Origin of the sequence: Sphingomonas sanxanigenens DSM 19645 = NX02 (assembly GCF_000512205.2) — a bacterium.
Taxonomy (GTDB): Bacteria; Pseudomonadota; Alphaproteobacteria; order Sphingomonadales; family Sphingomonadaceae; genus Sphingomonas_D; species Sphingomonas_D sanxanigenens.
The window spans coordinates 109,844-135,464 of the sequence record NZ_CP006644.1 but is presented as its reverse complement, the minus strand read 5'-3'; the positions used below and the strand labels follow the sequence as shown (position 1 = coordinate 135,464).

26 protein-coding genes and 1 tRNA gene are annotated in these 25,621 nt (G+C 67.1%); 15 read left to right on the top strand and 12 right to left on the bottom strand.

From position 1 onward, the window contains the following. Positions 1-46 precede the first annotated feature (46 nt). The 6 genes from folK (at position 47) to NX02_RS00630 (ending at position 4,058) form a co-directional block, all read left to right on the top strand. On the top strand, positions 47-589 hold the full coding sequence (gene folK, locus NX02_RS00655) for a 2-amino-4-hydroxy-6-hydroxymethyldihydropteridine diphosphokinase (protein WP_245648726.1): 543 nt from the start codon (positions 47-49) through the stop codon (positions 587-589). Positions 590-638: 49 nt separating this feature from the next. Continuing rightward, a tRNA-Lys gene (locus NX02_RS00650) sits at positions 639-714 on the top strand. 451 nt (positions 715-1,165) lie between these two features. Next, positions 1,166-1,951, top strand: coding sequence for a hypothetical protein (locus NX02_RS00645; protein ID WP_025290285.1), 786 nt, complete (start codon positions 1,166-1,168; stop codon positions 1,949-1,951). 118 nt (positions 1,952-2,069) lie between these two features. Further along, a complete protein-coding gene (locus tag NX02_RS00640; protein ID WP_025290284.1) occupies positions 2,070-2,810 on the top strand; it encodes a hypothetical protein in 741 nt (246 codons plus the stop codon). Beyond that, complete coding sequence (locus NX02_RS00635) at positions 2,807-3,619, top strand: trypsin-like serine peptidase (protein WP_025290283.1); 813 nt, start codon at positions 2,807-2,809, stop codon at positions 3,617-3,619. Before NX02_RS00640 ends, NX02_RS00635 begins: the two co-directional genes overlap by 4 nt. A 178-nt stretch (positions 3,620-3,797) precedes the next feature. Beyond that, on the top strand, positions 3,798-4,058 hold the full coding sequence (locus NX02_RS00630; protein ID WP_025290282.1) for a hypothetical protein: 261 nt from the start codon (positions 3,798-3,800) through the stop codon (positions 4,056-4,058). Between the two features lie 75 nt (positions 4,059-4,133). Here the strand turns inward: NX02_RS00630 and NX02_RS00625 are convergent, their stop codons facing one another. Then, positions 4,134-4,643, bottom strand: a complete 510-nt coding sequence (locus NX02_RS00625; protein ID WP_025290281.1) for a MarR family winged helix-turn-helix transcriptional regulator — start codon at positions 4,641-4,643, stop codon at positions 4,134-4,136. A 165-nt stretch (positions 4,644-4,808) separates the two neighbouring features. Between NX02_RS00625 and NX02_RS00620 the strand changes: the two genes are divergently transcribed. The 3 genes from NX02_RS00620 (at position 4,809) to NX02_RS00610 (ending at position 6,931) form a co-directional block, all read left to right on the top strand. After that, positions 4,809-5,255, top strand: a complete 447-nt coding sequence (locus NX02_RS00620) for a hypothetical protein (protein WP_025290280.1) — start codon at positions 4,809-4,811, stop codon at positions 5,253-5,255. A gap of 151 nt (positions 5,256-5,406) precedes the next feature. Continuing rightward, positions 5,407-6,630, top strand: coding sequence for a S8 family peptidase (locus NX02_RS00615; RefSeq protein WP_158013845.1), 1,224 nt, complete (start codon positions 5,407-5,409; stop codon positions 6,628-6,630). Positions 6,631-6,727: 97 nt separating this feature from the next. Beyond that, a complete protein-coding gene (locus NX02_RS00610) occupies positions 6,728-6,931 on the top strand; it encodes a hypothetical protein (protein WP_025290278.1) in 204 nt (67 codons plus the stop codon). Between the two features lie 90 nt (positions 6,932-7,021). On the opposite strand, the gene NX02_RS00605 is transcribed toward NX02_RS00610, so the two are convergent. Next, a complete protein-coding gene (locus NX02_RS00605; RefSeq protein WP_162232647.1) occupies positions 7,022-8,158 on the bottom strand; it encodes an ROK family transcriptional regulator in 1,137 nt (378 codons plus the stop codon). Positions 8,159-8,380: 222 nt separating this feature from the next. Between NX02_RS00605 and NX02_RS00600 the strand changes: the two genes are divergently transcribed. From NX02_RS00600 to NX02_RS00580, 5 genes are all read left to right on the top strand, one after another. Further along, positions 8,381-10,951 (top strand): TonB-dependent receptor, encoded by a 2,571-nt coding sequence (locus NX02_RS00600; protein ID WP_084717562.1) that lies wholly within the window; start codon positions 8,381-8,383, stop codon positions 10,949-10,951. Positions 10,952-11,291: 340 nt separating this feature from the next. Next, the gene (locus tag NX02_RS00595; protein WP_053000553.1) at positions 11,292-12,143 is read left to right on the top strand and encodes a phosphodiester glycosidase family protein; all 852 of its coding nucleotides are present in this window, start codon (positions 11,292-11,294) and stop codon (positions 12,141-12,143) included. An 81-nt stretch (positions 12,144-12,224) separates the two neighbouring features. Beyond that, a complete protein-coding gene (locus NX02_RS00590) occupies positions 12,225-13,544 on the top strand; it encodes an MFS transporter (protein ID WP_158013843.1) in 1,320 nt (439 codons plus the stop codon). Then, positions 13,520-14,368 carry a hypothetical protein gene (locus tag NX02_RS00585; protein ID WP_039996336.1) on the top strand — a complete coding sequence of 283 codons (849 nt, stop codon included), beginning with the start codon at positions 13,520-13,522 and terminating at the stop codon, positions 14,366-14,368. The genes NX02_RS00590 and NX02_RS00585 overlap by 25 nt, the downstream gene beginning before the upstream one ends. Positions 14,369-14,436: 68 nt before the next feature. Then, complete coding sequence (locus NX02_RS00580; RefSeq protein ID WP_158013842.1) at positions 14,437-14,979, top strand: hypothetical protein; 543 nt, start codon at positions 14,437-14,439, stop codon at positions 14,977-14,979. A 99-nt stretch (positions 14,980-15,078) separates the two neighbouring features. On the opposite strand, the gene NX02_RS00575 is transcribed toward NX02_RS00580, so the two are convergent. The 6 genes from NX02_RS00575 to NX02_RS00550 form a co-directional block, all read right to left on the bottom strand. Continuing rightward, complete coding sequence (locus NX02_RS00575; RefSeq protein ID WP_025290272.1) at positions 15,079-15,468, bottom strand: RidA family protein; 390 nt, start codon at positions 15,466-15,468, stop codon at positions 15,079-15,081. A 19-nt stretch (positions 15,469-15,487) separates the two neighbouring features. Beyond that, positions 15,488-15,820, bottom strand: a complete 333-nt coding sequence (gene erpA, locus NX02_RS00570) for an iron-sulfur cluster insertion protein ErpA (RefSeq protein ID WP_025290271.1) — start codon at positions 15,818-15,820, stop codon at positions 15,488-15,490. Positions 15,821-15,912: 92 nt separating this feature from the next. Then, on the bottom strand, positions 15,913-16,980 hold the full coding sequence (locus tag NX02_RS00565; protein ID WP_245648725.1) for a M23 family metallopeptidase: 1,068 nt from the start codon (positions 16,978-16,980) through the stop codon (positions 15,913-15,915). A gap of 200 nt (positions 16,981-17,180) precedes the next feature. Next, the gene (locus tag NX02_RS00560) at positions 17,181-17,999 is read right to left on the bottom strand and encodes a ferritin-like domain-containing protein (RefSeq protein WP_025290269.1); all 819 of its coding nucleotides are present in this window, start codon (positions 17,997-17,999) and stop codon (positions 17,181-17,183) included. Between the two features lie 163 nt (positions 18,000-18,162). Continuing rightward, positions 18,163-18,624, bottom strand: coding sequence for a peroxiredoxin (locus tag NX02_RS00555; RefSeq protein ID WP_025290268.1), 462 nt, complete (start codon positions 18,622-18,624; stop codon positions 18,163-18,165). Between the two features lie 48 nt (positions 18,625-18,672). Then, positions 18,673-21,339, bottom strand: coding sequence for a bifunctional [glutamine synthetase] adenylyltransferase/[glutamine synthetase]-adenylyl-L-tyrosine phosphorylase (locus NX02_RS00550; protein ID WP_025290267.1), 2,667 nt, complete (start codon positions 21,337-21,339; stop codon positions 18,673-18,675). A 102-nt stretch (positions 21,340-21,441) separates the two neighbouring features. On the opposite strand from NX02_RS00550, the gene NX02_RS33050 reads away from it, so the two are divergent. Then, positions 21,442-21,609 (top strand): hypothetical protein, encoded by a 168-nt coding sequence (locus tag NX02_RS33050; protein ID WP_169787206.1) that lies wholly within the window; start codon positions 21,442-21,444, stop codon positions 21,607-21,609. Between the two features lie 10 nt (positions 21,610-21,619). On the opposite strand, the gene epsC is transcribed toward NX02_RS33050, so the two are convergent. From epsC to argS, 4 genes are all read right to left on the bottom strand, one after another. Continuing rightward, a complete protein-coding gene (gene epsC, locus NX02_RS00545) occupies positions 21,620-22,624 on the bottom strand; it encodes a serine O-acetyltransferase EpsC (RefSeq protein ID WP_025290266.1) in 1,005 nt (334 codons plus the stop codon). Between the two features lie 99 nt (positions 22,625-22,723). Beyond that, positions 22,724-22,813 (bottom strand): ribbon-helix-helix domain-containing protein, encoded by a 90-nt coding sequence (locus NX02_RS31130; protein WP_245648910.1) that lies wholly within the window; start codon positions 22,811-22,813, stop codon positions 22,724-22,726. A gap of 146 nt (positions 22,814-22,959) precedes the next feature. After that, positions 22,960-23,718 carry an SPOR domain-containing protein gene (locus NX02_RS33845; RefSeq protein ID WP_025290265.1) on the bottom strand — a complete coding sequence of 253 codons (759 nt, stop codon included), beginning with the start codon at positions 23,716-23,718 and terminating at the stop codon, positions 22,960-22,962. Beyond that, positions 23,715-25,442 (bottom strand): arginine--tRNA ligase, encoded by a 1,728-nt coding sequence (gene argS / locus NX02_RS00535; RefSeq protein WP_025290264.1) that lies wholly within the window; start codon positions 25,440-25,442, stop codon positions 23,715-23,717. Before argS ends, NX02_RS33845 begins: the two co-directional genes overlap by 4 nt. Between the last annotated feature and the right edge of the window lie 179 nt (positions 25,443-25,621).

The window sequence follows — 25,621 nt, the reverse complement described above, 5'->3', positions numbered from 1 at the left end:
CGTTGCCGGCGATGAAGCCGCTGTTCCTCCGGCGCAGGCGCAAGGCTTGATCGCGGCCCGCCCCAGGCTCTACCGCGCGGCGGTGCCCCATCTTTATGCCATCGCCCTCGGGTCCAACCGCCGCCACGGCCGTTACGGTGCGCCCGCCGCGATCATCCGCGCCGCAGCCGCCGCGCTCACGGAACGCGACACGCGGCTGATCCGGCTTTCCCCGATTCTCGCGACCCCGGCGCTCGGCCCGGCCGGCCGCGCCTTCGCCAACGCCGCGGCGCTGGTCGAAAGCCCGCTCGATCCGCCCGCATTGCTCGCTCGGCTGAAAGCGGTTGAGCGCGCGTTCGGGCGGCGGCGCGGTCGGCGCTGGGGGCCCCGCGTCATCGACCTCGACATCATATTATGGTCGGGCGGGCGGTGGCACGACCGGCGACTCGCCATACCGCATGCCGCCTTTCGCGGGCGCGATTTTGTGCTGGCCCCTCTCGCCAGGATCGTTCCCGACTGGCGCGACCCCGCCACCGGATGGAGCGTGCGTCAGCTCCGCACGCGCCTCATCGACGCAAAGCCCGTTGACCCGCGCCGCCGGCGCTTCTAGGTCAGCGCCTTCCAATCCGCGGCATTTGCCCGGCGGATCGGACTGGTGTGGGTCCGTAGCTCAGTTGGTAGAGCAAGCGACTTTTAATCGAGAGGTCCCGGGTTCGAGTCCCGGCGGACCCACCAGTTCCCGGCGGCGACGCACGCCCGGGTTTCCCGAGACGAAAGCGCCCTAACCGCCCCGGATGCGTTTCGGCAGGCGCTTGCACCAAAAGGCGGTGCGCCTGACGCCCCGCAGCTTGGCATGACGGGTCGTTGCGCCATCTCCGGATCGGAGGATGTGCCGAAAACAGGTGAGCTGCTTTCAGAACGCGCTCCGTCGTCACCGCATTCTGGACGAACGTCCAGAAATATCGCGCGATACACTGTATAGTGTTAAAATTCATTCAGTCGTTCCGAGTCTGCGTTCGAATGCATCCGCCATGTGTTCAATCAGTATCTCGAACGATTGTTCGTTATCTATCCTTTAGAAATCTGTTATAACCAAAATCGACTCGGACATATCCAAAAGATAATGGCGTAAGGTCGGATAACGACTTTCCGAGCAGTATAGTTTTTTCACCGAGAGGAGACTGAAATGGCGAGTGTCCTGGATAACCCCGTGTCGTTCGTAAAGGAATTGCAGCTGCCTTCGGACAGCGATCTCGGCCTGTTCCTCGAGAAACTGAAGCACGCCAGCAGCCCGTTCTCGAAATCCTTGACGCTGCAGGACAATGAAAAAAGTGCGCAGGTCAACGCCGGAAGCCTGACTTCATTTACGGAAAATCTTTCGGGTCAGAACAAGGCGGATGTTCAGAACTCGACGTTGCTCGCTCAACTTGCGTCCGACAAGAAATTCGATCGCAATACGCAGCCGATGGATTGGTATTCGCACTATACGTATATCCTGGGCGGCATCGGCTGGAACCAGCCGGCGTTCGCGTTCGACAGCTACACCTCGGGCGGAACGACCGTGAAGCTCGATGAAGCCGTGCTCGGCATCCTGGCCGCGATCGCGACCGCCAACGAGATCGCGATGATCGCTGAAACGATGGAAGGTCTGCGGGGCCTTTCCGACGACTCCAAGCAGATGCTGATCTGGGATTCGAATTCCAACAGCGGTAACAACGGCAACTTCCAGATCTTCCCTGTGGATCGTCTTGCCAATGACGATGTCGTCATGATCCTCGACGGCATGCAATTCAACGCGACGAGCAGCCATTACCGCTTCCTGTGGTGGACCTGGGATTCGACGAGCATCCAGATCCAGCGCGCGGCGAACAAGTTCGTGCTGAACGAAAGCGTCTATTCGCGGGTTCGTCAGGCGATCGTCGACAAGCTCGGCGACCGCGCCGAGCAACTCGTGGCCGAAATCGAGATTTGACCGCGCCGCGGCTGCAGCGAAGTCGCTGCGGCATTTGCCCAAACAGCTCGGTCCATTCGGACCAACCGGGTGCCGGTCGCGCCGCGCAGGGGCGCGGCCGGGACCCCCGGAGGTGGCCATGCTCTTCGAAACGAACCTGGATTCGATTGCGCTGCCCGATCTCGTGCCGACCAGAACCGCGGGAGCGCGCCGGTTGCCCGCGCAGGTGCGCAAAGGCGATAATTCGGCGCAGGTCAATTCGGGTGCGCTCATTACCTTCGATGCGTCCATACCCGAACAGGCGCTGGAAGATATTTCCAATTCGATATTGTTTTGCCAACTGGCGGCGGACAAGAAGTTCGATCGAAAGGCGGCGCCGCAGGAGTGGTCGACAGTCTTCCTCGGCACCTTGTCGATCGTCGGCTGGATCGTTCAAAGCACATCGAACAAGTCGGAAACGGCGCGCGGCGCCGTGGACTGGGCCGCGCTTGCGACATCCCGCATGTCGCGGACAGCTGCGCGGCTGGCCGATGAGGGCATCGCCGCATGCGATGCGCTACCGCCCACGGCCGACGCGATCCTCATCTGGAATGACGCGGTCGTTGGCCCGGCGAGCAACTTCTTCGTGATCGCAGCCGCACCGTCGGCGGGGAGTTCGACCGCGCTCAGCCTGACATTGTGCGGATTTCAGTCGGCGGTGCCGAACACCGGCTTCCTCGCCTGGGGCCTGCAATACGACATCGACACCACCTGGCTGGACCTGACACTGAACGAGGGTCTCTACGCCAAGGTGCGTCAGACGATCATCGATAAGCTCGGCGACCGCCCCAGCTACCTCGTCTCTGCGGTACAACTCGAGCAGACGGAGCACATAGGATGAACGATATTGTCGATCATGTCGTCCGCGCATGGAGCGATCTGTCCGGCGATGATTATGCCGGGCCACGCCGGTCGCCGGCCAGCGCAGGCACCGCGCCGCTGCCGGCGATCGTCTTTCCACCCGACACCCGCACGCGCGTGCACAACACCACCGCCTTTCCCTATCAGCCCCAGGGGCAGCTGATCATGCAATTCCCCGATGGCGAGGAATATAGCGGCACCGGGACGCTGATCGATCGGCAGCATGTGCTGACGGCCGCACACAATGTGTTCGGCAACGATATCGGCGGATGGGCACGCAATGTGTGGTTTGCGCCCGCACGAAATGGCGACGTCGTTCCCTACGGCTTCCTGCCCGCCTCGAGGCTCTTCATCACCGAAGACTATTACACGCTGTCGCCCCCCGATCCGAACGCGGTGCCGGTGGAGGACTATACGCTCTACACCGAGGATTATGCCGTCGTACGATTGCGCAACCCCATCGATCTTTCCATTTTCGGGATGTACGCGGCGACCGACCGGGAGCTTCGCGGCGAAATCCAGATCACCGGCTATCCGGGCGACAAGCCCGAAGGCACGATGTGGACCGACCGCAAGCCGCTGACCGGTATGGATGAACATTTCCTGTTCTACCGGATCAACACCTATCGGGGCGAAAGCGGCGCCGCGGCGGTCGCCAACCTGCCTCTTCCGATCGGCTACACGATCGTCGGCGTGCACGTTGCCGGTGATGCCGGACTGGACACCAACTTCGGCGTTCGTCTCGACGAAGCGAAGATCAGGACCATCCGGGCCTGGATGAACAGCTAGCGTGGGACGATCCACGCTTCGGGTGACGCCGAACGTTCCCAACGACCGTCTCGTAGGCAGCGGCAGCGATCCACGCTGCGCCGCAGCAAGGTTGCTTGACACACCGATAGCGTGCCGATAGCAAGCTTGCTATCGATCGGTGGCAGCACCACCGCCCGGATCTTGGGAGAGATTTGAAATGCGTTTCTTCGTCGTCGCCCTGGCGCTCGCCTTGTCCGCTGCGCCCGCCCTCGCCGAGCCGCCCGCTGCGACCACCGGCGCCATGCTTCGCGACGCCAACCACGTCCGCCTCGGCCGCGTCGATCAGGTCCGTCCGGACGGCTCCGTGAGCCTGATCGTCGGCTCCAAATTCGTTGTCGTTCCCGCCAGCACGCTGTCGGTTGTCGATGGCAAATTGACGACATCGCTGACCAAGAAGGAAATCGGCGACATCAAATAAGCGCGGTGATCGCAAGATAAGCGGCCTCCGCCAGCGCGTGCGGCGGGGGCCGATTTCGTTTGTGCGCTATACTGCTCAGCCGACCGCGCGCGTCAGCGGCTTGGCCGGAATGGCCTCGTCCTCATCGCCGCAGTCGTCGATCGGCAGGAGGCTGGGCGCCGGCGCCGCGACCAGATTGTCGGTGATCCGGCCGAGCAGCCGCATGAGCGTATCGCGCTCTTCCGCGGAGAAGCCGGCGAGCGAGACCTCTTCCTCCTCTGCACCCAGCACGCTGAGCTTCTCCAGGACCGGCGCGGCTTTCGCGGTTACATAGAGCCGGTTGACGCGGCGATCGACGGGATCCGGCCGCCGCTCAATCCACTCCGCCGCCTGCAGCCGGTCGATGATCCGCCCCGCCGTCACCGAGTTGATCTCGAGATGCGAGGCGACCTCCGCCTGGGTCGCGCCTTCGGACAGCCGCACCGCGACGATCATCGTCCATTGCGCGCGCGTGAGACCGACGGTGCGTGCGCGCGCATCGAAGCGCGTGCGCAGCATCCGCGCGATCCACGAGAGTTGGAAGCCGGCGCTCGGCGGGACGGGCATGGAGTTTCCCTGGAGGCTGATCTGGCCCCTACCCTAGTTGCACAGCGCGCACTTGGCCAGCCGCCGCCGGGGTCCGAGACGCTGCGCCGCGGACGGGATCGGCAAATTCCGAGGGCGGCTGCGGCGCGCATTGAAGTCGCACGCCGCATGTCGTACCTTGACGCCATGCGACGGCTTCTTGTCCTGCTGACCGCTACCGGCCTCGCCGCTGTTGGCGGCTGCGATCGCGGCCAGGCGCCGATCGACATCGTTTCGGTCGAGCGCCTGCCGATCTCCCGCCGCGACGCCGGCGTCGACCTTCAGGTCGACGTCCGCGCCGGCCAGTTCCGCAACCTGATCGACCGGCGCGGCACGCTCGACCTGAAGATCGCCGCCTGTTCGGCGCCCGATGGCCCGGCCGACCGCGTGCCGGTGCTGTTCGGCCAGCAGGATATCGCCCGGCTTTCGCCCAACCAGATCGCCGACGATCCCGACACGCTGGTTCGCCTCAACGCCACCATATCCCGCCGCGCCGCGGCGCTGCCCGATCGCTGCGTTTTCCTGGTCGAAGGCAGCGGCCGCCCCTATGCGCCGCGCGTGACCAGCCGGATGGTCCCGCTGCCCGCCGCCTGAGCGCGCGTGTGATGCGGCCGCGGTTCGCCGATGCGTGCACCGAGCGGCAACAGACTTTCAACCATAGATGAATAACCATTGGATCTTCCAGAAGATAATGAAATGATGTGGTCATCCGACTCGCATGATCTTCAGGGCAGGGGGAAGCATCATGATCGACGACCCTCCAGTATTGGACCGGCCCGTTGACACGGGACGACGTATGAAACTGAAGTTTCCAAGTATCGATCACCTGAATGCCGCACTGTCCACCGAGCTCACGGTACCACTCGCGGTGCACCATGCCGGCAGAAACGCTGTCAGCTTCGATCTGGCCGACGGCAACGAACTTGCGTCGATTCAGATTGAAGCTCTTGAGCGCGAATATGGGGCTACCGCGGTTGAGGATTATCGCTACGATCTTGAAGATACGGATCTTTTCGACCCGCTGAACTTCGGACCGGACACTGCCGAGGCTCCGTCGCTCGACGATGTTCTCGAAGAGATCGGCGCACGGAGTGCATGGGCGCAGTCGCGTGGACGCAATGTAATCATCGCGATCGTCGATACAGGTATCGACGGAACCCGGCCGGAATTTCCGGCTTGGAAACGGGTATCGCAATCGTGGGCACCGATCGGCGACGATCCCTGGCAGGACTGGCAGGGTCACGGCACGATGTGCGCTTGCATCGCCACGGCGACGCGAGCCGAGGGGGGGCAATTTGATGGGGTTGCTCCGGATGCGCGGCTGATGTCATGCAAGACGCGCTTTTACGATCTGGAGTTGGCGGCGATCTATGACGAGCTGACCACGCTGGCGAGAGCTGGCAATGTGGTGATCGCCAGCAACAGCTTCGGCAGCAAGACCGGAACACCACCACCCGAACCCGCCGACAGCGATTTTCTTCCTGCGCTGGACGATGCGATCGAAGCCGGCGTCATGCCGTTCTTCAGCGCCGGCAATTATCACGACATTGCAGGCGGCGACCCCCACGCCCATGAGCCCAACTCGATCTGGCTCCATAAGGGGCGGCACGACGTCTTCACGGTCGGCGCATGCGACGAGCGGATGGCGATGTGGTATTATTCAAGTCGCGGGCTCGGTCAATTCTACCCAAGCCCCGGCACAAGCGCCAAGCCCGACGCGGTAGGCATGACACCCGCCAATGGCCGGATTTTGTTCGGCAGCGACGTTCGGACCATGCCGGTCGGGTGGGGAACCAGCGGCTGCTGCCCGCAGGCGGCCGGCCTGGCAGCTTTGATCATGTCGCGCAGCGCCCCGCTCGATCGCCCGACCCTTTCCAGACAGGAATTATTTGCCCATATCTGTTCCACGGCGAAGTCGCTTGGCCATCATCCAGCGTCGCAAGGAGCGGGGCTGATCCAGTGCCCGTAGGCGATCCAACATTCACCGCCGCGATTTGGAGTTGGCGGACGGGCTCAAAAACCCTAAATAGGGCGTATTCGGTGCCTGCACCAGAGTTGGATGTTTTATGAGGTACAAGGTCAAGGCTGAAACCTTCGCGGCATTTGAGGCTGCGAAGAAGGTGGCCGTAGCGGACGCCAAGGTGTTTGTAATATCGGATAGCCGCCGCACATTGTCGACGGGCGAGCTATCTGAAGTTACCAAGCAGCGGCTGAGATTGCTTGGCGCAAAGGTGTTGCCGGAACAGCAGTACGACGGCGGCAGCATCTAACGCAGCACGTCTCCTCTGTCCACGCGCGGGGCTCAGGACGCCACGTCGCGTAAGAATGAACGTTTCGATGGCGCTTATTGAAGCTGCCATCTACCCGAAGAAATTGAGCTTGAGCGGCAGGATCGCGGCGCCCAGCGCGGTCGCGTCGCCTTCCGCTTCCGCCGGCACGATCTTCGGCTGCGGGCGGCCCACGCCCCAGCGGGGCGTCTGGCGCATGTCGATGCGGGTGATCATGCGTTCCGCCAGGCCGCGCGGCAGGCGGCCGCCGATCACGATCGCTTCCGGATCGACGATTGCAGCGCTCGCGCCGCACACCAGCGAGAGCGTGTCGCCCACCCGCCACAGCCAGTCGTCCACCGCCGGCGCGTCGACGTCGATCGCGGCGAGCATGTCGGCGATCGTCTCATGCACCTCGCCCGCGCGCGCGAAGCAGTGGCGCAGCAGGCCGAGCGTGGGGGAGGCGTAGAGCTGCGTCGGCAGCAGCCCGGCGAATTCGCCGGCATTGCCGTGCGTGCCGCGCATGAGCTGGCCGTCGATCACCAGCCCGCCACCAAAGCCGGTGGCGATGTAGAGATAGGCGAAGTTGCGCGCCCAGCGGCCGACGCCGACCAGGCTTTCGCCGACCGCGGCGACATTGCCGTCATTGTCCGCCCAGGCCGGCCGGCCGAACGCCTCGCCGAACAGCGCGGCGACATCCGTACCCACCCAGTCGTCCAGCGCGGGCGGCGGGTTGAAGGTGCGACCGCCGGGCAGCGCATAGCCGGTGATGCCGATCCCGATGCCCAGCACCCGCGCCGGGTCCACCGCCGCCTCGTCGCACAGCCGGCCGAACGCCGCGCGCACGCTTTCGAGAACCATCGCGCGTGACATCGGCTGCGGCTGGGCGAAGACATGCCCCCGTTCCCGGCCCTCGAAATCGACCAGCGTCGCGGACACCGCATCGGCCATGATCGACACGCCGAGCATGAACAGCCGCTCCCCATTCAGCGCCAGCAGCGCGCTCGGCTGGCCGCGCCGCCCGCGCGAGACGCGCTCGCCATGCAGCAGCAGCCCGCGCTCGACGAGATCGCCAGCGACGCGCGACACCGTCTGCTGCGAGAGTTCGGTGCGGGCAACGATGTCGCTCTGCGTCACGTCGCCACCGCCCGAAACCAGCGCCAGCACCTGCCGCTCGGTCGTCGTCACCGCCGGCCACGCATCCACCGCCCGATCAAGCCTTGCCGCCAAAATGCTGCTCCCACCACCGTCGCCACCTTTGCCGCCCGCGCCGCCGGGATCAAGCCTTGCCGTCACTTAACACTCAAATGACGTGCTATGATCGCGTATTCAACGTGTCATGGCCGGTTTTCTCGCCGAATCGTCGCCGGTTTGTCACATATAACACCTACATAGAGTGATATTGAACGAGCATACGGCCTTTCGTCGCCGTAAATTCACCAGGGGGAAGTCATGATCAGTGCAGCACAGCGCGCCATGATTGGCGCGGTGTCCATCCTTGCGCTCGCGGTTCCGGCGACGGTCTCGGCACAGGCGGCGGAGGAGCAGGCGCCGGACGAGACGGGCGCGGCCGCCGAGGACATCGTCGTCACCGGCTATGGCGCGCAGAACGCCCGCGCCGTCGCCGCCAAGCGCAATGCCGAGCAGATCGCCGAATTCCTCTCCGGCGACGATATCGGCCAGCAGCCCGACTATAATATCTCGGACAGCTTCCGCCGCCTGCCCGGCGTGCAGACCGTGTTCGACGAGGATGAGGGCCGCTACGTCGGCATTCGCGGCCTGAACCCCAATTTCACCTTCGGCACGCTAGACGGATCGGCGGTCGCCACCGCCGAGCGCGGCAACCGCCAGCTCAACATGGAAGCGATCCCGACCACCGCGGTGAAGCGGCTGGAAGTCTACAAGTCCCGCACGCCCGATATCGAGGGCAATGCGATCGGCGGCACGATCAACCTCGTCACCCGCTCCGCCTTCGACAGCCCGGGCACCTATCTGGTCGGGAGCGCCTTCATCGGCACGGGCGACAGCCAGGACGTGCCGGGCGAGAATTTCGGCCGCAACAGCGATGACGGCCTCAACTTCCGCGGCGACGCCACCTTGTCCACCCGCTTCGGGCCGGATCGGCAGTTCGGCATCCTCCTCACCGGATCGTTCAGCCGCAAGCGGCGCGACCAGGAACGGTTCAACCCCGGCGGCTATGCATTGACCGGCGGCGTGCCGGTCGCCACCTCGCTGCTCTATCAGGGCTATCCCAACACGGTGGATCGCTATGGCGGCACCGCCAAGCTGGAATGGCAGCCGGACGATACGCTGCATCTCTCGGTCGGCGGCACCCATTTCCGGCAGGACGATCATGAGGTGCGGCTGTCGCACCAGCTCACCCCCGGCACCAACCGCACCGCGACCGGCACCAACACCGCGCGCATCGGCAGCGCCGGCGGCTTCGTGCGCTTCAACGACTTCCCGATCGAAAAGCCGCTGACCGTGGTGCAGGGCGATCTCGCCTGGAAGCCCGGCGAGGATCACACGATCGAGGCCCGCGCCTCCTGGTCGAAGGCGACCTTCCTCGAGGATTCGAACCAGCTCCAGTTCAACCTGCCGACCTCGGCGGCGAACGCCTATGACTATGCGATCGACAAGGGCATCCCGACCGCCGAGCTGGATGACGCTTCGACCTTCCTCGACCCGGCCAATTACGCCTTCGGATCCTACAACCCCTATCGCGACGACAGCACCGACATCATCCGGGAGGGCGCGGTCGATTACCGCTTTAACGCCGATCCGGGCGACATGGGCTGGGGCATCGGCGTAGGCGGCAAGTATCGCGAGAATGAACGCGACTTCGATACGCAGCAGCAGATCTACCGCCTCGCCGCCGGCCGTTCGCTGACATTGGCGGACGTGGTTCTGCCCACCGACTATGTACCGATCTTCTCCAACTATCCGATGCTGATCATCGACTATCGCAAGTTCGATGCCTTCCAGTCGGACAATGCCGGCGCGCTGGTGCTGGACGAAGCGGCGACCGCCCTCAACGCGCGCCGCAACGACTATGTGGTCACGGAGAAGGTGGCGGCCGGCTATGCCCTCGCCCGCCATGCCGGCGACCGGCACCTGGTGATCTTCGGCCTGCGCTATGAGCACACCGACACCAGCATCGATGGCTATCGCGTCTCGGGCAGCACGCTCACCCCGCTCACCCGCAAGGGCAAATACGAGAATTTCCTGCCCTCGGTCGCGCTCAACTATGACCTCACCGACGCGCTCAAGCTGCGGATGAGCTATGCCAAGGCGATCGGCCGGCCCAATCCCAGCGAGCTCGGCGCCAACGAGACGCTCAACCAGACCGCGCTCACCCTGAGCCGCGGCAACCCCGAACTGAAGCCGCGCCAGGCGGACAATTATGACCTGTCGCTGGAATATTATTTCCCCGGCAATGGCGGCGCGCTGACCTTCGCCACCTTCTACAAGGATATCCAGGACGATATCTTCAGCGCCACGGTGGGCCAGACGGTGATCGACGGTGCCGCCTACACCGTCACCCAGCCCCAGAACCTCTCGGGCTCGCGCGTGTTCGGCGTCGAGGTGGGCGCGATCCGCAACCGGCTGGACTTCCTGCCCGGCTTCCTCGCCAATTTCGGCGTGTCGGGCAACGTCACCTGGCTCGACGGCCGCTCCGAACTGCCCGGCGGCGTCCGCTTCGGCCGGCTCATCCAGCAGCCCAAATGGCAGTTCAACGCCGCCTTGTTCTATGAGCAGGGCCCTTTGAAGGCGCGCGCCAGCTATGCCCGGATCGGCAAGCTCTACACCGCGATCAGCGCCACCGACCCCAGGGCCAGCCGCTACGACACGGGCTTCGACCAGCTCGACCTGCAGGCCCGCATCGGCTTCGACCGGTTCGACGTGATCGCCGAGGCGCGCAACGTGACCAACGAAAATCGCCGCAACTTCGACGGCTTCGGCACGCGCGACGAGAATTATTTCGGGCGGCAGTTCTGGCTGGGCGTGGCGTTCCGCCTGTGAGGTGAGCGTGAAAGAAGGCCAGCGCTTTTCCTCCCCGAGCTTTGCTCGGGGAGGGGGACCACCGCCGCAAGGCGGTGGTGGAGGGGCCGGCTCGGACATCATCGCTCATACTGTCGTGTGATCGGATGCTTCGGCGCCATCCCCTCCACCACCGGCTTCGCCGGCGGTCCCCCTCCCCGTTCCGGGGAGGACATATCGTGCAACGGCGAGCGCAGCGCGCTTCCGGCAACGCCGGATAACAGCGCCAACGGGGCATCGAGCCCGCGCCGTCGCTCCCCAACCCCGTCCCCTCCCCTGAAGGGGAGGGGGCTATCTCATCCCTCCACCAAGGCCAGTCATCGTGCGCACCCTCCCCCTCCTCGCCCTCCTCACCCTCGCCGCCTGCGCCACCACCCGCCAAGCGCCCCTGTTCGGCGGCATCGACTATCAACGCCGCGACATCGCCGGTGAGATCCCGGCGCACGTCCATGTCGTGCGGATCAGCCTCACCCGCCCGGGCCTGCGCTTCGCGGTCACCCCGGCGGAGACCGGCAAGGGCATGGAGCATGTCGCGCACCTGACCAGCGCCTATATGGCGGCGCGCCACGCGCAGCTCGCGATCAACGCCAGCTATTTCCTGCCCTTCGAGGGCGGCAGCCGCGGCGGCGAGGATTATTATCCGCATGAAGGCGATCCGGTGAACGTCTCGGGGGCGGCGATCGCGGACGGCAGGACCGTCTCCCCGATCGAGACCGGCCTCGACGAACGCGTCGACGCGATGCTCTGCTTCGCCGGCGCGCGCGCGACGATCGTCGACGGCCAGGCCTGCCCTGCCGGCTATACCGACGGCGTCGCCGCCGGCCCGCGCCTGCTGGCGAACGGGCGGGCGATCCCCTCGACGCAGGACTATTCGATCAAACCCCACCCCCGCACCGCCTTCGGCCTCTCGAAAGACCGGCGCACGGCGTGGATCGTCACCGTCGACGGCCGCCAGCCCGACAGCCTCGGCATGACATTGCCGCGCCTGACAGCGCTGTTTCGCCAGCTCGGCGCGAGCGACGCGATCAACCTCGACGGCGGCGGATCCTCGACGCTCGCGGTGGAGGGGCCGGACCGGAAGCCGAAGCTGCTCAACCGCACGATCCACACCGGCGTCGTCGGGCGCGAACGGCCGGTGGCGAACCATATCCTGCTGTTCGCGGGGGAGCGATGAGTTCAGCGCCCCCGCTCGAGCGCGGTGGGCTTCAGCAGAACCGTCATCCCCCTGTCGCAATTCCCCACTAGCGCCCACGCCGTGCAGCCGCGACGACTGGCCATCCCGCGCGTGTCGCGCATCGAATGGGCTTATGGCCAGGCCCATTTCGGCAAGAGCCTGCTGTGGCACAGCAGCCAGCTGCTCTTCGCCTATTTCCTCACCGAAGCGTGCGGCTTCTCGCCCTATCTGATGGGCATCGTCCTTGCTTCGGCCTTGCTGGTGAACGCGGTCACCGACCTTGTCGTCGGCCGTGCGCTTGCCCGCCATGTCGCCGGCTTCGCCGCGGCGAGCCGCGCGCAGTTCGGCGGGGCGGCCGCCTCCGTCTCGGGGCTGATGCTGTTCGCCTGTGCCGCGCGGCTGGAGGGCCCGTCACAGGTCGCGCTCGCCGCGGGTGGGCTCGGGCTGTTCGCGCTGGCCTATTCGCTGCTCGACGTGCCGCAGAACGCGATCCTCAGCCTCGCTCCGCTCGACGATCGTCGGCGCATGCGGCTGTCGGCGGCGCGGCTGGTGCTTTCCGGCGTCGCGCAACTGCTCGTCGTCTCCGCCTTCGCGCTGCTGATGCGCGGGCTGCCCGCCACGCACGCGGGGAACGGGTTCCTGGGACTGAGCATGGCCATCGGGCTGATCGTGATCGGCAGCGCGGGGCTGCTCGCGCGCGTCGCCGCGCACCCGCTGCCCGCCGGCGAGGATCGCGCCGACGCTGCCGCCACCGACACCGGCATGCCCGAATGGCGCGGCTTCGCGCTGCTGCTGGGCATGATGGCGGCCTATACCGTCACCACCGGCGTGGTCGGCAAGCTGGAGCCCTATGTCGCCGCCTACTGGTTCAGCGCGGCGACCGACGGCGCCGCCTTCATGATGGCGATCGCGATCGGCAGCATGGTCGCGCAGCCGCTGTGGACGGCCCGGGCGCGCCATCGCAGCGCCGATGGCGTGCTCGCGGAGGCGGCGCTGGTGCTCGCGCTGGGCGGTGCGGCCTTCCAGATCACCGGATTCGGTATCGTCACCGCGTTGGTCGCCGGGCTGGTGCTCGGCGCCGGCCAGGGCGGGATCAGCATGTTGCTGTGGACGCGCCTCGCCACGATCGCGCATCGCCATCGCGGCCAGGCGACGCGGTTGTTCGGCGCCTTCACCTTCACCTCTAAGACCGCCGGCGCGGTCGCGACGCTGGTGCTGGGCCAGATCCTCCACGTCAGCCGCTTCGCCGAGGCGAGCGATCGCGCGGGGGTGCTGGTGCCGGTGATGACCTGGCTGCCCGCCTGCGGCGCCGCCGGCCTGCTGCTGTTCCTCTTCGCGCGCCGCGCGTCCCGCCACTCACTGACCGGAGAAACGCCATGTTTGTCGCCCTCGCCGCGCTAGCCGCCGCCGCTGCGCAGCCCGCCCCGTCCCCTGCTGCCGCGCCCCCTGCTTCCCCGCGCAGCGAGCCGGCGGCGCCGCCGGTGGCGCAGCTCCAGGCGAAGGAGGTCCGCCGCTACACCGCACCCGAGGCGCGGCAGGGGGTCGCGGTGGACGACACCCATTTCTATGCGATCACCAACAGCCACATCGGCAAGTACGACAAGCAGAGCGGCCGCAAGCTCGGCGAATGGGTGGGAGACAAGCGCCGCATCCGTCATCTGAACAGCTGCGTCGCGGCGGACGCGCAACTCGTCTGCGCCAATTCCAACTTCCCGCAGGTGCCGATGGCAAGCAGCGTCGAGATTTTCGACACCGCGACGATGCGCCACATCCGCTCGATCCCGTTCGGGATGCGGCTCGGCTCGCTGACGTGGGTGGAAAAGCGCGACGGCCAGTGGTGGGCGGGCTTCGCCAACTATGACACCAAGGGCGGCGAGCCGGGCCGTGACCATCGCTTCACCCTGGTCGCCACGTTCGACGACCAGTGGCGGATGACCGGCGGCTACCGCCTGCCGGACAGCGTGCTGGAGCGCTTCGCGCCGATGAGCAATTCGGGTGGCAGCTGGGGCGCGGACGGGCTGCTTTACCTGACCGGCCACGACCTGCCGGAAATCTATGTGCTGGCCGCGCCCGGCGAGGGGCCGGTGATGGAGCATGTCGCGACGATCGCCGCGCCGCTGGAAGGCCAGGCCTGGGCCTGGGACCGCTCCGCCCCGCGCCGCATCTTCGGCATCACCCGCAAGGCGGGCGAGGTGGTGGTGATGGACCTGCCCAAGGTCCGCTGAGAACCGATCCCGCCGCCCACGCGTTGACCCGCGCGCGGCCCTTCCCTTCCTCTTCGACGGACGACATCATGACTAACAGGATGCTTATCGGCCTGCCGGCCGCCACCGCCGCACTGCTGCTTGCGGGCTGCTCGGGCGAAGCCGAGAATGCGCAGACCAGCGCGATCGAGATCAGCAACACCAGCCGGCCGAAGGCGGCACGACCCGAGGATCAGGAGCCGGGAGCGATCGAGGAACTGGGCCCGGCCGACCGGCGGACCGCGCTGCGCGGCGAACTGGGCTGCAGCTTCGCCGATGGCCGCGGCCGCACCTTGCTGATGGCCAAGGGCAATGTCGGCGGCACCCAGCCGAGCGACGCGATCGTCCGCATCGGCGGCGCCATCCACCGCGTCGCGGCGGCGGGCGGCTTCAACGCGATGGTGAAGGGCGCGAGCTTCTCGGGCGACGGCCTGTCCTTCACCGTCAAGGCGACCGCCCCCACCCGCGGCGGCGGCGAATCCCCATCACAGCCCGCGCGGCTGACATATACGCCGGCAGATGGGGCGAAGGACGACACGCCGAAGGAGAAGGCGCTGCTGAAGGTCAACGGCTTCTGGCAGTGCGGGCCATAAGCCCTGACAACGCCTCCCCGGGCGCCGCCCGGGGAGGAAAACCGCGTTTCGGAGAGTGCACTATATTGCACATGCGGATTTTACCGCCGCGGCGGCGAATTACCCGCGCGTTCCGATCGCATCCACCTCGACCAGATAGCCATGGTGCAGTTCCGGCACCGGGACCACGGTGCGCGCCGGCTTCGCCTCGCCGAACATCTCGGCATAGATACGGTTGAACGCCGGCCAGTTTTCGACCCCGACGATATAGGCGGTCACGCGCAGCACCCGATCGGGACCGCTGCCGGCTTCGGCGAGGATCGCGAGCAGGTTGGTGAGCGCCTGGCGGACCTGCACCTCGAACGGCTGGTCGGCGGTATGGCTACCATCGCTGCGCGGGCCGAGCTGGCCCGAGACGAAGACGAGATCGCGCCACGCGGTCGCCTGCGCATAATGGCCGGCAGGCTCGGGGACTACCGCGGCGGAAATGCGCGCGATGGGGTCGTTCATGCCGTCGGCATCCGCGCGATCAGATCGCAAAGCTCGATCCGCAGCCGCAGCCGGCGGTCGCATTGGGGTTGGTCACCTGGAAGGCAGAGCCGCCGAGCGATTCGACGAAGTCGACCGCGCTGCCCTGGACGAGATCAAGGCTCATCGAATCGACCACCAGGGTCACGCCGCCATTCTCGGTCACCGCGTCGTCGCTTTCGACGCGCTCGGCGAGGCCGAACCGATACTGGAAGCCGGAACAACCGCCACCTTCCACCGCAAGGCGCAGGATCGGCGCCTTGCCGGTTTTAATGGCGATCTGGGAGACGCGCCGGGCGGCGCTGTCGGTCAAGGCTATGGAAGGGGCGTTCATGCCTTGAATTTAGGGGAGTGGGGGGTCGCCTGCAATGGGCGACCCCTTCTCCTCCCCTGACCGTGCGGGCGAGAGGGGTCTTTTCGGGGGCCTCAGTTGTTGAGCGGGCCGCCCAGCGCCACTTTCGCCGTATCCGCGTGCTGCTGCACGTCGGCCAAATACTCAGATTGCTGCATGAAAGGAATGGGATTTACGGCGCGGCCGTCGACCCGAACTTCATAATGCAGGTGGCAGCCGGTCGACCGGCCGGTCGAGCCCATCAGCGCGATCAACTGACCGCGCTTCACGCGGGTGTTGGGTGCCACCAGGATCTTGGACAGATGGCCGTAGCGGGTCTGGATGCCCTTGCCATGCTCGATCTCGACCAGGTTGCCATAGCCCCCCGCCCAGCCGGCACGACCGATGATGCCGTCGGCGGTGGCGTAGATCGCGCTGCCATGCGAACCGGGGATATCGACGCCGGAGTGCATCGCGGCGGTGCCGCGGAACGGATCCGAACGGACGCCGAAGCTGGAGGTGAACTTCACATCGTCGACCGGCTTCTGCGAGGGGATCGCGATCACGCCCTGCTCAAGCTGGTCGAGCTTCTTCCACGAGAGGAACAGCGCCTTGAACTGCGCGTCGGTATCGCCCTCGGCCGCCTTGGCGGCAGCGGCATCGACCGGCTCATAAGGGCCGCCCATCGCACCCGGCGAGACATGGAAACGCTGCGGCGAGAGGCCCAGCTTCTGGATCAGCCGGGCGGTGTTCTTGTAGCGCGCCTCGGTCGCGGCGCGGACCTTCTCGGCCAGCGCGCCCTGCTCGCCCGCCACCGTCTGCAGGGGGGCAACCACCGAAGCGGCGGTGCCATCGGGGGTGCCGACTTCCTGCGGCAGCAGCGCTGCGAGCTTCTTGGGATCGTCCTCACCGGCGAGAACCGCGGCGAGGAAGGCCTGGCGGCGCTCCATCTGCATCGCGTGAACCGCCGCGGCCCGCTTCACCGCTTCCATATCGGCGCGCATCGCAGCGACCTTGGACTGCATGTGCGCGACCTGCGCGTCGCTCGATCCCGTGGCGGCATCCGCCGTCTCGGCACCCATCCCGGTCATCTGCGCGACGCCGACCGCCGACCCACAAAACAAAATCGCCGCAGCACCAGCAGCGGCGACCTGGGTCTTCAAGCCGATGCGAATCCGGCGCAACGACGAACCGTCGTGGAGAAAAAAATCTCGCGTCCTGAAAAAGGAACGGAACCGTGTAGCGGCTCCCGTGTTGTTTGAATGTGTAAGCAGCATCAAATCCCCGGCGACCATTTACGGCGCCGACGGGGATCGGCACCGCTTTTGAAACCCCATCCCTTGCGGATTTTGCCCCAACCGCATCAGACGTGGCTTGTTTGCGGTGCGGCATCGTGGGGATCAAGCACGCCGTAAAAATCCCGCGTCAGACCGGCTGCCGCACGCGCTGAGTCGTTGAACGGCGGCTTAAGCGCACCGCGAAAATGGACACCGATCAGCAAACGCCAATGTGCGTGGGGTGCGAATCCAGATGATTCGCATGCACGCAGGAACCATGCTGTGCCGGCGCGCACATGCCGAATTTCATCGGTGAATATGCGCTGCAGGATGCGTGCGCTCTGACCGTCGCCCAGCGCGGCCAGCCGGTCGGCGGTCGCCGGCGTGACGTCGAGCCCGCGTGCCTCCAGGACCATCGGCACGACGGCGAGCCGGGCGAGCGCATCCCCGCGCGTGGCGTCTGCCGCTTCCCACAGCCCGTCATGCGCGGGCAGCGCACCGTATTGGCTGCCGAGCTGGCGCAGCCGCCGGTCGAGCAGCGCGAAGTGCATGGCCTCGTCGGCACCGACCCGCAGCCAGTCGTCCGCGAACCCGCGCGGGAACCGCGCGCCGAAGCGGCCGATGAGATCGAAGGCGAGATCGATCGCGGAATATTCGATATGCGCCAGCGCGTGGAGCAAGGCGATGCGGTTGCGCAACGACCCCGCCTTGCCGCGCCTGGGCATGCGGGACGGCGGCAGGAGTTCGGGCCGCGCCGGGCGCGCGGGGGCATCGGGCATGGCCACGTCGAAGGCGTGCTCGAGCCGGCCGAGACGCCAGTCACGCGCCGTGCGGCGGGCGAGCATGGTCTTGGTGCGCGGGTCGGGCGCGGTGAGGACCGCGCGGCAGGCCAGGGCGAGAGTCATGCCAAACCACCCCTTTCCCCTCCGGCGAAAGGTCGGCAGAGGGGAAGATCGGGCAACGCACGATCTGCGGAGTGCCGGGTTTGACAGGGCTGTACGCCGGGCGCGACTGCCCCTCTCCCCAACCCTCTCCCCGGAGGGGAGAGGGCGTCGTGCGGCATGCCTCTCACAGCCCCTGCGCCGCCTCCAGCACCTGCCGGGCGTGGCCGGCCACCTTCACCTTGCGCCAGATCCGGGCGATCCTGCCGTCCGCGTCGATCAGGAACGTCGCGCGGTCGATGCCCATATATTTCCGGCCGTAGAGCGACTTTTCGACCCAGGTGCCGAACGCCTCGCACACGCTGTCGTCCGCATCGGTGGCAAGATCGATGGTCAGGCCGTGCTTGGCGGCGAATTTCTGGTGCTTGGCGGAGGGATCCTTGGAGACGCCGACCACCGCCACGCCGGCCGCCGCGAACTCTGCCCCGAGCGCGCTGAAATCCTTCGCCTCGGTGGTGCAGCCGGGGGTGTCGTCCTTGGGGTAGAAATAGAGAACCAGCGGCTTGCCCGCCCAGGCGGATACCGGCTTTTCGGTGCCGTCGGCCATCAGCAGGGTCGGATCGGGCGCGCTATCGCCTTCGTTGAGCATGCAAGGTCTCCTTCCTCAAGTCTCTCCGCCCGCACAGCGCGAGGGGAGTTACGCCGAAATCTCCCGCCAGCATTCGGCGATCGTCCTGCGCGCGGCGGCATAATCCGCCAGCAACGCCTCCCAGCTTTCCGCGCGGCAGGCGCCCACCACCAGCGCACGCGCGGTTTCGGGAGGCTCGCCGCCGCCGGGCGCGACCAGCCGCAGCGTGATCAGCAGCCGTGCGAGGATCTCGTGCGCGCCGATCACCGCCAGCGGCAACAACCCCTCCCCCACCAGCAACCGCACCGCACGGCCAAGATCGGGATCGAGCCCGGTGCGATGGCGCAATTGCAGCACGTGGAGGCAAAATTCCAGATCGACCAGCCCGCCATCGATCAGCTTGACGTCCATCGGCCCGGCCGGCGGCTTGTGCCTGGCGATGTCCGCCCGCATCTTGCGCGCGTCGGCCAGCAATTTCCCGACATCGCGCGGCGCTTCGAGCTGGCGGCGCACGATCGCCGCAATCTCGCCCTTCGCCGCATCGGATCCATAGACCGGCCGCGCGCGGCACAGCGCCATATGCTCCCACGTCCACGCATTCTCCCGCTGATAGCGTTCGAACGCGTCGAGCGAGACGCACAGCGGCCCTTGCGTGCCGGAAGGGCGCAGCCGCGTGTCGATCTCGTAGAGCGGGCCCGACGCGGTCGGCACCGACAGCGCGGCGCTGATCCGCTGCGCGAGACGATTGTAATAATGGAACGGCCCGAGCGGCTTGCGGCCGTCCGAATCCTGAAGGTCGAGCCCCGTGTGGAGATAGATCAGGTCGAGGTCGGACGCGTGGGTGAGCACGCCGCCGCCCAGCCGCCCCAGCGCCAGCACCGCGAACGCGCTTCCCGGCACCCGGCCATGCGCCTCGGCAAAGGTCGCGATCGCGGCATCCGCCAGCACCACCAGAGCCGCTTCCGCGACGCGCGCATAACCGCGCGCGACATCGAGCGCGTCCTGCGCGCCGGTGACGAGTTGCACGCCCAGCGCGAAGCGCCGCTCGCTCACCTGCCGTCGTACGCGATCGAGCAAGGCCTCATAATCCTCGCCGCGCTCACCGTTCCGGAAGGCGGCGGCGAGTTCGTCGACCGTCCCCGGCAGGTCGAGCGCGCTGGCATCGATCAGCCCGTCGAGCAGGTCGGGGCGGCGGGCGAGATCCTGGCCCAGCGGCGGCGCGTGGCTGAGGATCGCGCCGAGCTGCACCGCCAGCCCCGGCCGCGCCTCGAGCAGGCGGAACAGGTTGATCGCGCTCGGCAGCTTCTCGACGATGTCGTCGAGCCGGTTGAACGCCGCCGCCGGATCGGGCGCCTGCCCCAGCGCCTGGACGAGACCGGGCAGCACCGCCTCCAGCGCCTCGCGCGCCGCCGGACTGCGCAAGGTGCGCAAGGTCCCCGATCGCCAGCGCTCGATCCGCGCCACCACCGGCGTGCAATCGGCGAAGCCGGCCTCGGTCAGCGTTTCGCCCAGCCGCTCGGGATCCTGCGGCAGTTCGCCGGCATCCTCGTCCTCGAGCGCATCGTAGATTGCCCCGACCCGCGTGACGTGCGGGCGCAACCGCTCGACCAGCGCCGCGGCATCGCCGCTGCCGTCGAGCGCGGCGACGGTTTCCATCGCCCGGGGGTCGCGCGGCAAGGTGTGCGTCTGCTGATCGTCGACCATCTGGAGCCGATGCTCGACGTCGCGATACAGACGATAGGCCGCCGCCAGCGCTTGCGCTTCCCGACCATCGATCCGCCCCGCCGCCGCCAGCGCCGCGAGCGCATCGAGCGTCGCCGGCACGCGCAGCGCCGGATCGCGGCCGCCATGGATGAGCTGGTGGATCTGCGCGAAGAACTCCACCTCGCGAATGCCGCCGCGGCCGCGCTTGAGGTCGTAGCCGGGGCCGAAGACCTGCCCCTTGCTGTGATGGTCGCGGATCCGATGCGACATCGCGCGGATTTCCCCCACCGCGCCGAAATCGAGCGCGCGACGCCACACGAAAGGGCGGATCGCCGAGAGGAAGGATGCGCCCAGCGCACGATCGCCGGCGGCGGCGCGGGCGCGGATGAAGGCCGCCCGCTCCCAGGCGACGGCGCTCGATTCATAATAACCGATCGCCGCCTCCACCGGCAGCGCGATCGGCGTCGCCTCCGGCGTCGGGCGCAGCCGCAGGTCGACCCGGAAGACATAGCCGTCGCCGTCGCGCGTCTGCAGCAATTCGGTGACGCGGCGGCCGATGCGGACGGCCGCCTCCACCGGCTCCTCGCGGCCGCGGCGGGGCAGCGTCTCGGGATCGAAGATCAGGATCGGATCGATATCCGACGAATAGTTGAGCTCACGGCTGCCATGCTTGCCCAGCGCGATCACCGCGAAGCCCCGCGGTTCGGCATCCGGGGTGCGCTCACGGATCGCGGCAGCGATCGCGATGTCGAGCGCGCGGTCGGCAAAATCGGAGAGGCGGGTGACGGTGGCGGTCAGATCTTGCACGCCCGCGAGGTCGGCGATGGCGAGCGCAAGCGCGACGCCCTGCCGTTCGATCCGCAACGCCTGCGCCACATTCCCGGCGTCGCCGGCGGCGGTGCGCGCGGCCGCGAGCGCATCGTCGATCCGGCCCGCTTCGAGCAGCGCGACGATCGGTGGATGCAGCACCATCAGCCGGCGCAGGAAAGGCGAATGCGCCTCGGCGCGCGCCAGAGCTTCGACAATCGACATGATCGCGCTCTAGCCCCGCCGGGACGAAGGGAACAAGGCCAGCTTTAGACGAACGGAGTTAACGTCTAGCAACTTAGTCAGTGAATGCGCGTTAGGAGCCAAATGAAGCAACACGCGTCCAATTACCTACCAGACCGCCCGTCGGAGCGCATGGTGATTGTCGCCCCCTCACCGCATGAGGGGGTGGCCCGTGCCCTGCGCTCCGCCTATCGCGGCGGCACCGACCGTTTGCCGCCGGAAATGGTCGAGCTGCTCGGCAAGCTCAACTGAACCCGACGCCTCACGGCTCGGCACCAACGTCCTGAACGCGCGCGGCATCGCCGCCCACGACGTGGCCCGCCGGGAGCGCGTCCGGGCATCGTCCCTTGCGCACCACCGTCCGCTCCTGTTCGGCGCAGGCCTGATGGATGATGCTGCCGGCGGCGACGCTTTCGGTCAGCCACACATTGCCGCCGATCACCGAGCCGGCGCCGATGGTGACGCGGCCGAGGATGGTCGCGCCGGCATAGATCACCACATCGTCCTCGACGATCGGGTGGCGGGCGATCCCCTTCACCAGCGTGCCATCATCATCCTTGGGAAAGCTGCGCGCGCCCAGCGTGACCGCCTGGTAGATCCGCACCCGATCGCCGACCACCGCGGTCTCGCCGATCACCACGCCGCTGCCATGATCGATGAAGAAGCTATGGCCGATACGGGCGCCCGGATGGATCTCGATCGCCGTCGTCGAATGCGCGATTTCGGCGATGATCCGCGCGACCAGCGGCGCGCCGAGCCGGTGGAGCTGATGTGCGAGGCGATGATGGAGGATCGCGGCGATGCCGGGATAGCACAGCACCACCTCATCCACGCTGCGCGCCGCCGGATCGCCGGCATAGGCCGCCTCGACATCGCGATCGAGCAGCCGGCGGATCTCGGGCAGGCACCCCGCAAAGCCGCCGACGATCTCGCCCGCGCGGTCATCGGCACCCGCCGCGCCATCGCGATGCGCGAGTTCGAACCGCACCTCCTCGCGCAGCCGGCCGAGCGCGCGGTCGAGCGTTTCGAGCACATAGTCGCACTCGGTGTGCGGCCGCACCGTGCCGGTACCGAGCCGCAACGGAAACAGCGCCCCCGAGAGATCCGCCATGATCGCCTCGAGCTTGCGCCGCGAGGGGAAGCCCGCATCGCCCCGCCGCCGATGCTTGGCCCGCCAATCCTCACGCGCGGCATGGAGCTCTCCGGCGATCGCGGCGACATTCCACGTGTCGTCGAGGCGGGTTCTGTCTGGTTCGATCCTGGTCATGGGCGCTGAGTATCGATCGGAGGATGCGGGTTTGGAATATAGCTTGTCTTGGCCGTGGCCAAGCTGGGCCTCACACCGTCACCATCCGCGATCGGCGCATCACGTCCACGTCTCTTCCAGGCGGCGCAGGCTGTCGCGCACGACGTCGCTTGCCGAGGCATAGCGGCCGCTTTCGACCTGCGACTTGATGAAGCCCTCGAAATGGGTACCGCGCGTGACACTGGACGGCCTGGCGATTCCTCAGCCGATACCAGTTTATGATATAAGCCTGTCGGCGGCACGGTCCATGACCACGCGGCCGGGAACCGCCCGCGCCTTCGGCGATGCGCCTGCCCCTATTGCGCCGCGATCAGGCAATCCTGCCCGGCCACCTTCAGCCGCTTGCATGCCGACACCGCATCGGCATGCGACGCCGCCGCCACGCGGAGGCGGTGCAATGTGCGGCCATCGACCTCGACCGCCACGACCTGCTTGTTCAGCGGGGCGATCCACGCGAAGCGCCTGGAGATGCGCGTCCAGGCCGAATTGGCCTCCGCTGCCGATCCGAACGCGCCGAGCTGGATCAGCGATCCTCCGCTCGCCGAACCCGGGGCGCGCGGCCTGGCCGCGCGGCGCAACGGCGCGGGGGCGGTGAGCCGGCCGCTCGAATCCGGCACCTGCGCGCTGACGCCGCCGGGCTTGGGGGTCGGCGTGCGCGTCGGCAAGGGGGTGGGAGTGGGCGTCGGGGTGGGCGTGGCGACCGGCGTCTCGGGCACCGCATCCATGTCCAGCCGCCCCTCGGGGTCGATGCCCTCGGTGGCGGCGGGCACCGCATCGCCCTGCCCTTCCACTTCCATACCGCCGGGCGTGTCGGGCTTGACCTTGTAGGGGCCCGGGGGCGCCGCGATCAGCGTGCCGTCTCCACCGGGCTCCGCGCGGTTCATGTACCACCAGATCCCGCCGACGATCAGGGCGATCAGTGCGAGCCCGGCAATCACGAAGGCGACCAGGCTGACCGGCGAGACCGGATCCTCCTCGGCCGGTGCCACCGGCTCGAGCCAGGGCAGCCGATCTTCCTCGCCCAGTATCAGCCTGCCGCCCTGACGCTCCGTCATCCCATCTCCTCGACCGCCTCGACGCCCATCACTGCGAGACCGTTGCGGACAACCTGCCCGATCCCGTTGGCCAGCGCCAGCCGGGCCGCGGTGATCGCCGCGTCATCCGCCCTCAGGAAGCGGCGTTCCGGCCGATCATTGCCGGCATTGTAGGCGGAGTGGAAGGCGGCCGCGAGGTCATAGAGGTAGAAGGCGATGCGATGCGGCTCGCGCGCCGCCGCGGCCCCTTCGACGGTGCGCGGGAATTGCGCCGCCAGCTTGACCAGCGCCAGCTCCTCGGCATCGAGCAGGTCGAGATCCACCGCCGCGTCGGCAATGCCGTCGTCCACGCGCTTGCGGTTCATCCGCCGAACGCGGGCATGGGCATATTGGACATAGTAGACCGGATTGTCCTTCGACGCCTCGACCACCTTGGCGAAGTCGAAATCCATCTGCGCATCCGCCTTGCGGGTGAGCATGGTGAAGCGCACGACATCCTTGCCGACCTCGTCCACCACATCCGCCAAGGTCACGAAATTGCCGGCGCGCTTGGACATCTTGACCGGTTCGCCGTTGCGCAGCAGGCGCACCATCTGCACCAGCTTGACGTCGAACACCGTCCGGCCCTCGGTCAGCGCGGCGACCGCCGCCTTGATCCGCTTGACGGTGCCGGCATGGTCGGCGCCCCAGATGTCGATCAGCGCGTCCGCCGATTGCGCCTTCTGGAAATGATAGGCGAGGTCGGCGCCGAAATAGGTCCATTGCCCGTTGGATTTCTTGATCGGCCGATCCTGATCGTCGCCGAACTGCGTCGAGCGGAACAAGGGCAGCTCCACCGGCTCCCAATCCTCGGGCGTCTCGCCCTTGGGGGCCTCGAGCACGCCGTCATAGACAAGCCCGCGCTCGCGCAGCCACGCCTCGGCGGCCTCGGGCTTGCCCGCCGCCTGCAGCTCCGCCTCGGACGAGAACAGGTCGTGATGGATGCCGAGCAGCGCGAGATCGGCGCGGATCATCGCCATCATCGCCGCGACCGCGCGGGTGCGGAACAGCACCAGCCATTCGCCCTCGGGCTTGCCGACATAGGCATCGCCGAACTCGGCGGCGAGCGCTTCCCCCACCGGCTTCAGATAATCGCCCGGATAGAGGCCCTCTGGAATGTCGCCGATCGCCTCGCCCAGCGCCTCGCGATAGCGCAGGTGCGCCGAGCGGGCGAGCACGTCGACCTGGCCGCCGGCATCGTTGACATAATATTCGCGCACGACCTTGTGGCCGGCATATTCGAGCAACGCCGCAAGCGCATCGCCCACCACCGCGCCGCGGCAATGGCCCATGTGCATCGGCCCGGTCGGGTTCGCCGAGACATATTCGACGTTGACGATGCTGCCGCCGCCCATCGTCGAGCGGCCATAGTCCGCACCCGCCGTCAGGATCTCGTCGAGTTGCGCGCGCCATACCGTATCGGTCAGCCGCAGGTTGATGAACCCCGGCCCCGCCACCTCGACCGAGACGACCTCGTCCAGTGCCTCCAGCCGCGGCGCGACCAGCCCGGCCAGCGCGCGCGGGTTCATGCCCGCGGGCTTCGCCAGCACCATCGCGACGTTGGTCGCGAGATCGCCATGCGCAACGTCGCGCGGCGGTTCAACCGTGACGTTGCGTCGATCCAGCCCCGCCGGGATCGCGCCCTCGGCGGCGAGCGTGTCGAGGATGGCATCGATATGCGCGGCGAAACGGGGGTAGAGGGTCAAGGCGCCTGCTTTCGGGGTGAAGGAATGGATGGGCGCTTTAGCGGGAAGCGGTTTGGGGGTCTACTGTCCCTCCCTTCTCCCCTTGGGGGAGAAGGGTACGGAGCCTTATGAGCGAAGCGAATTAGGCGGAGTTGGATGAGGGGTTGCGCTCGCAAAGCGAGCGCGCCGCATCCCGGTGC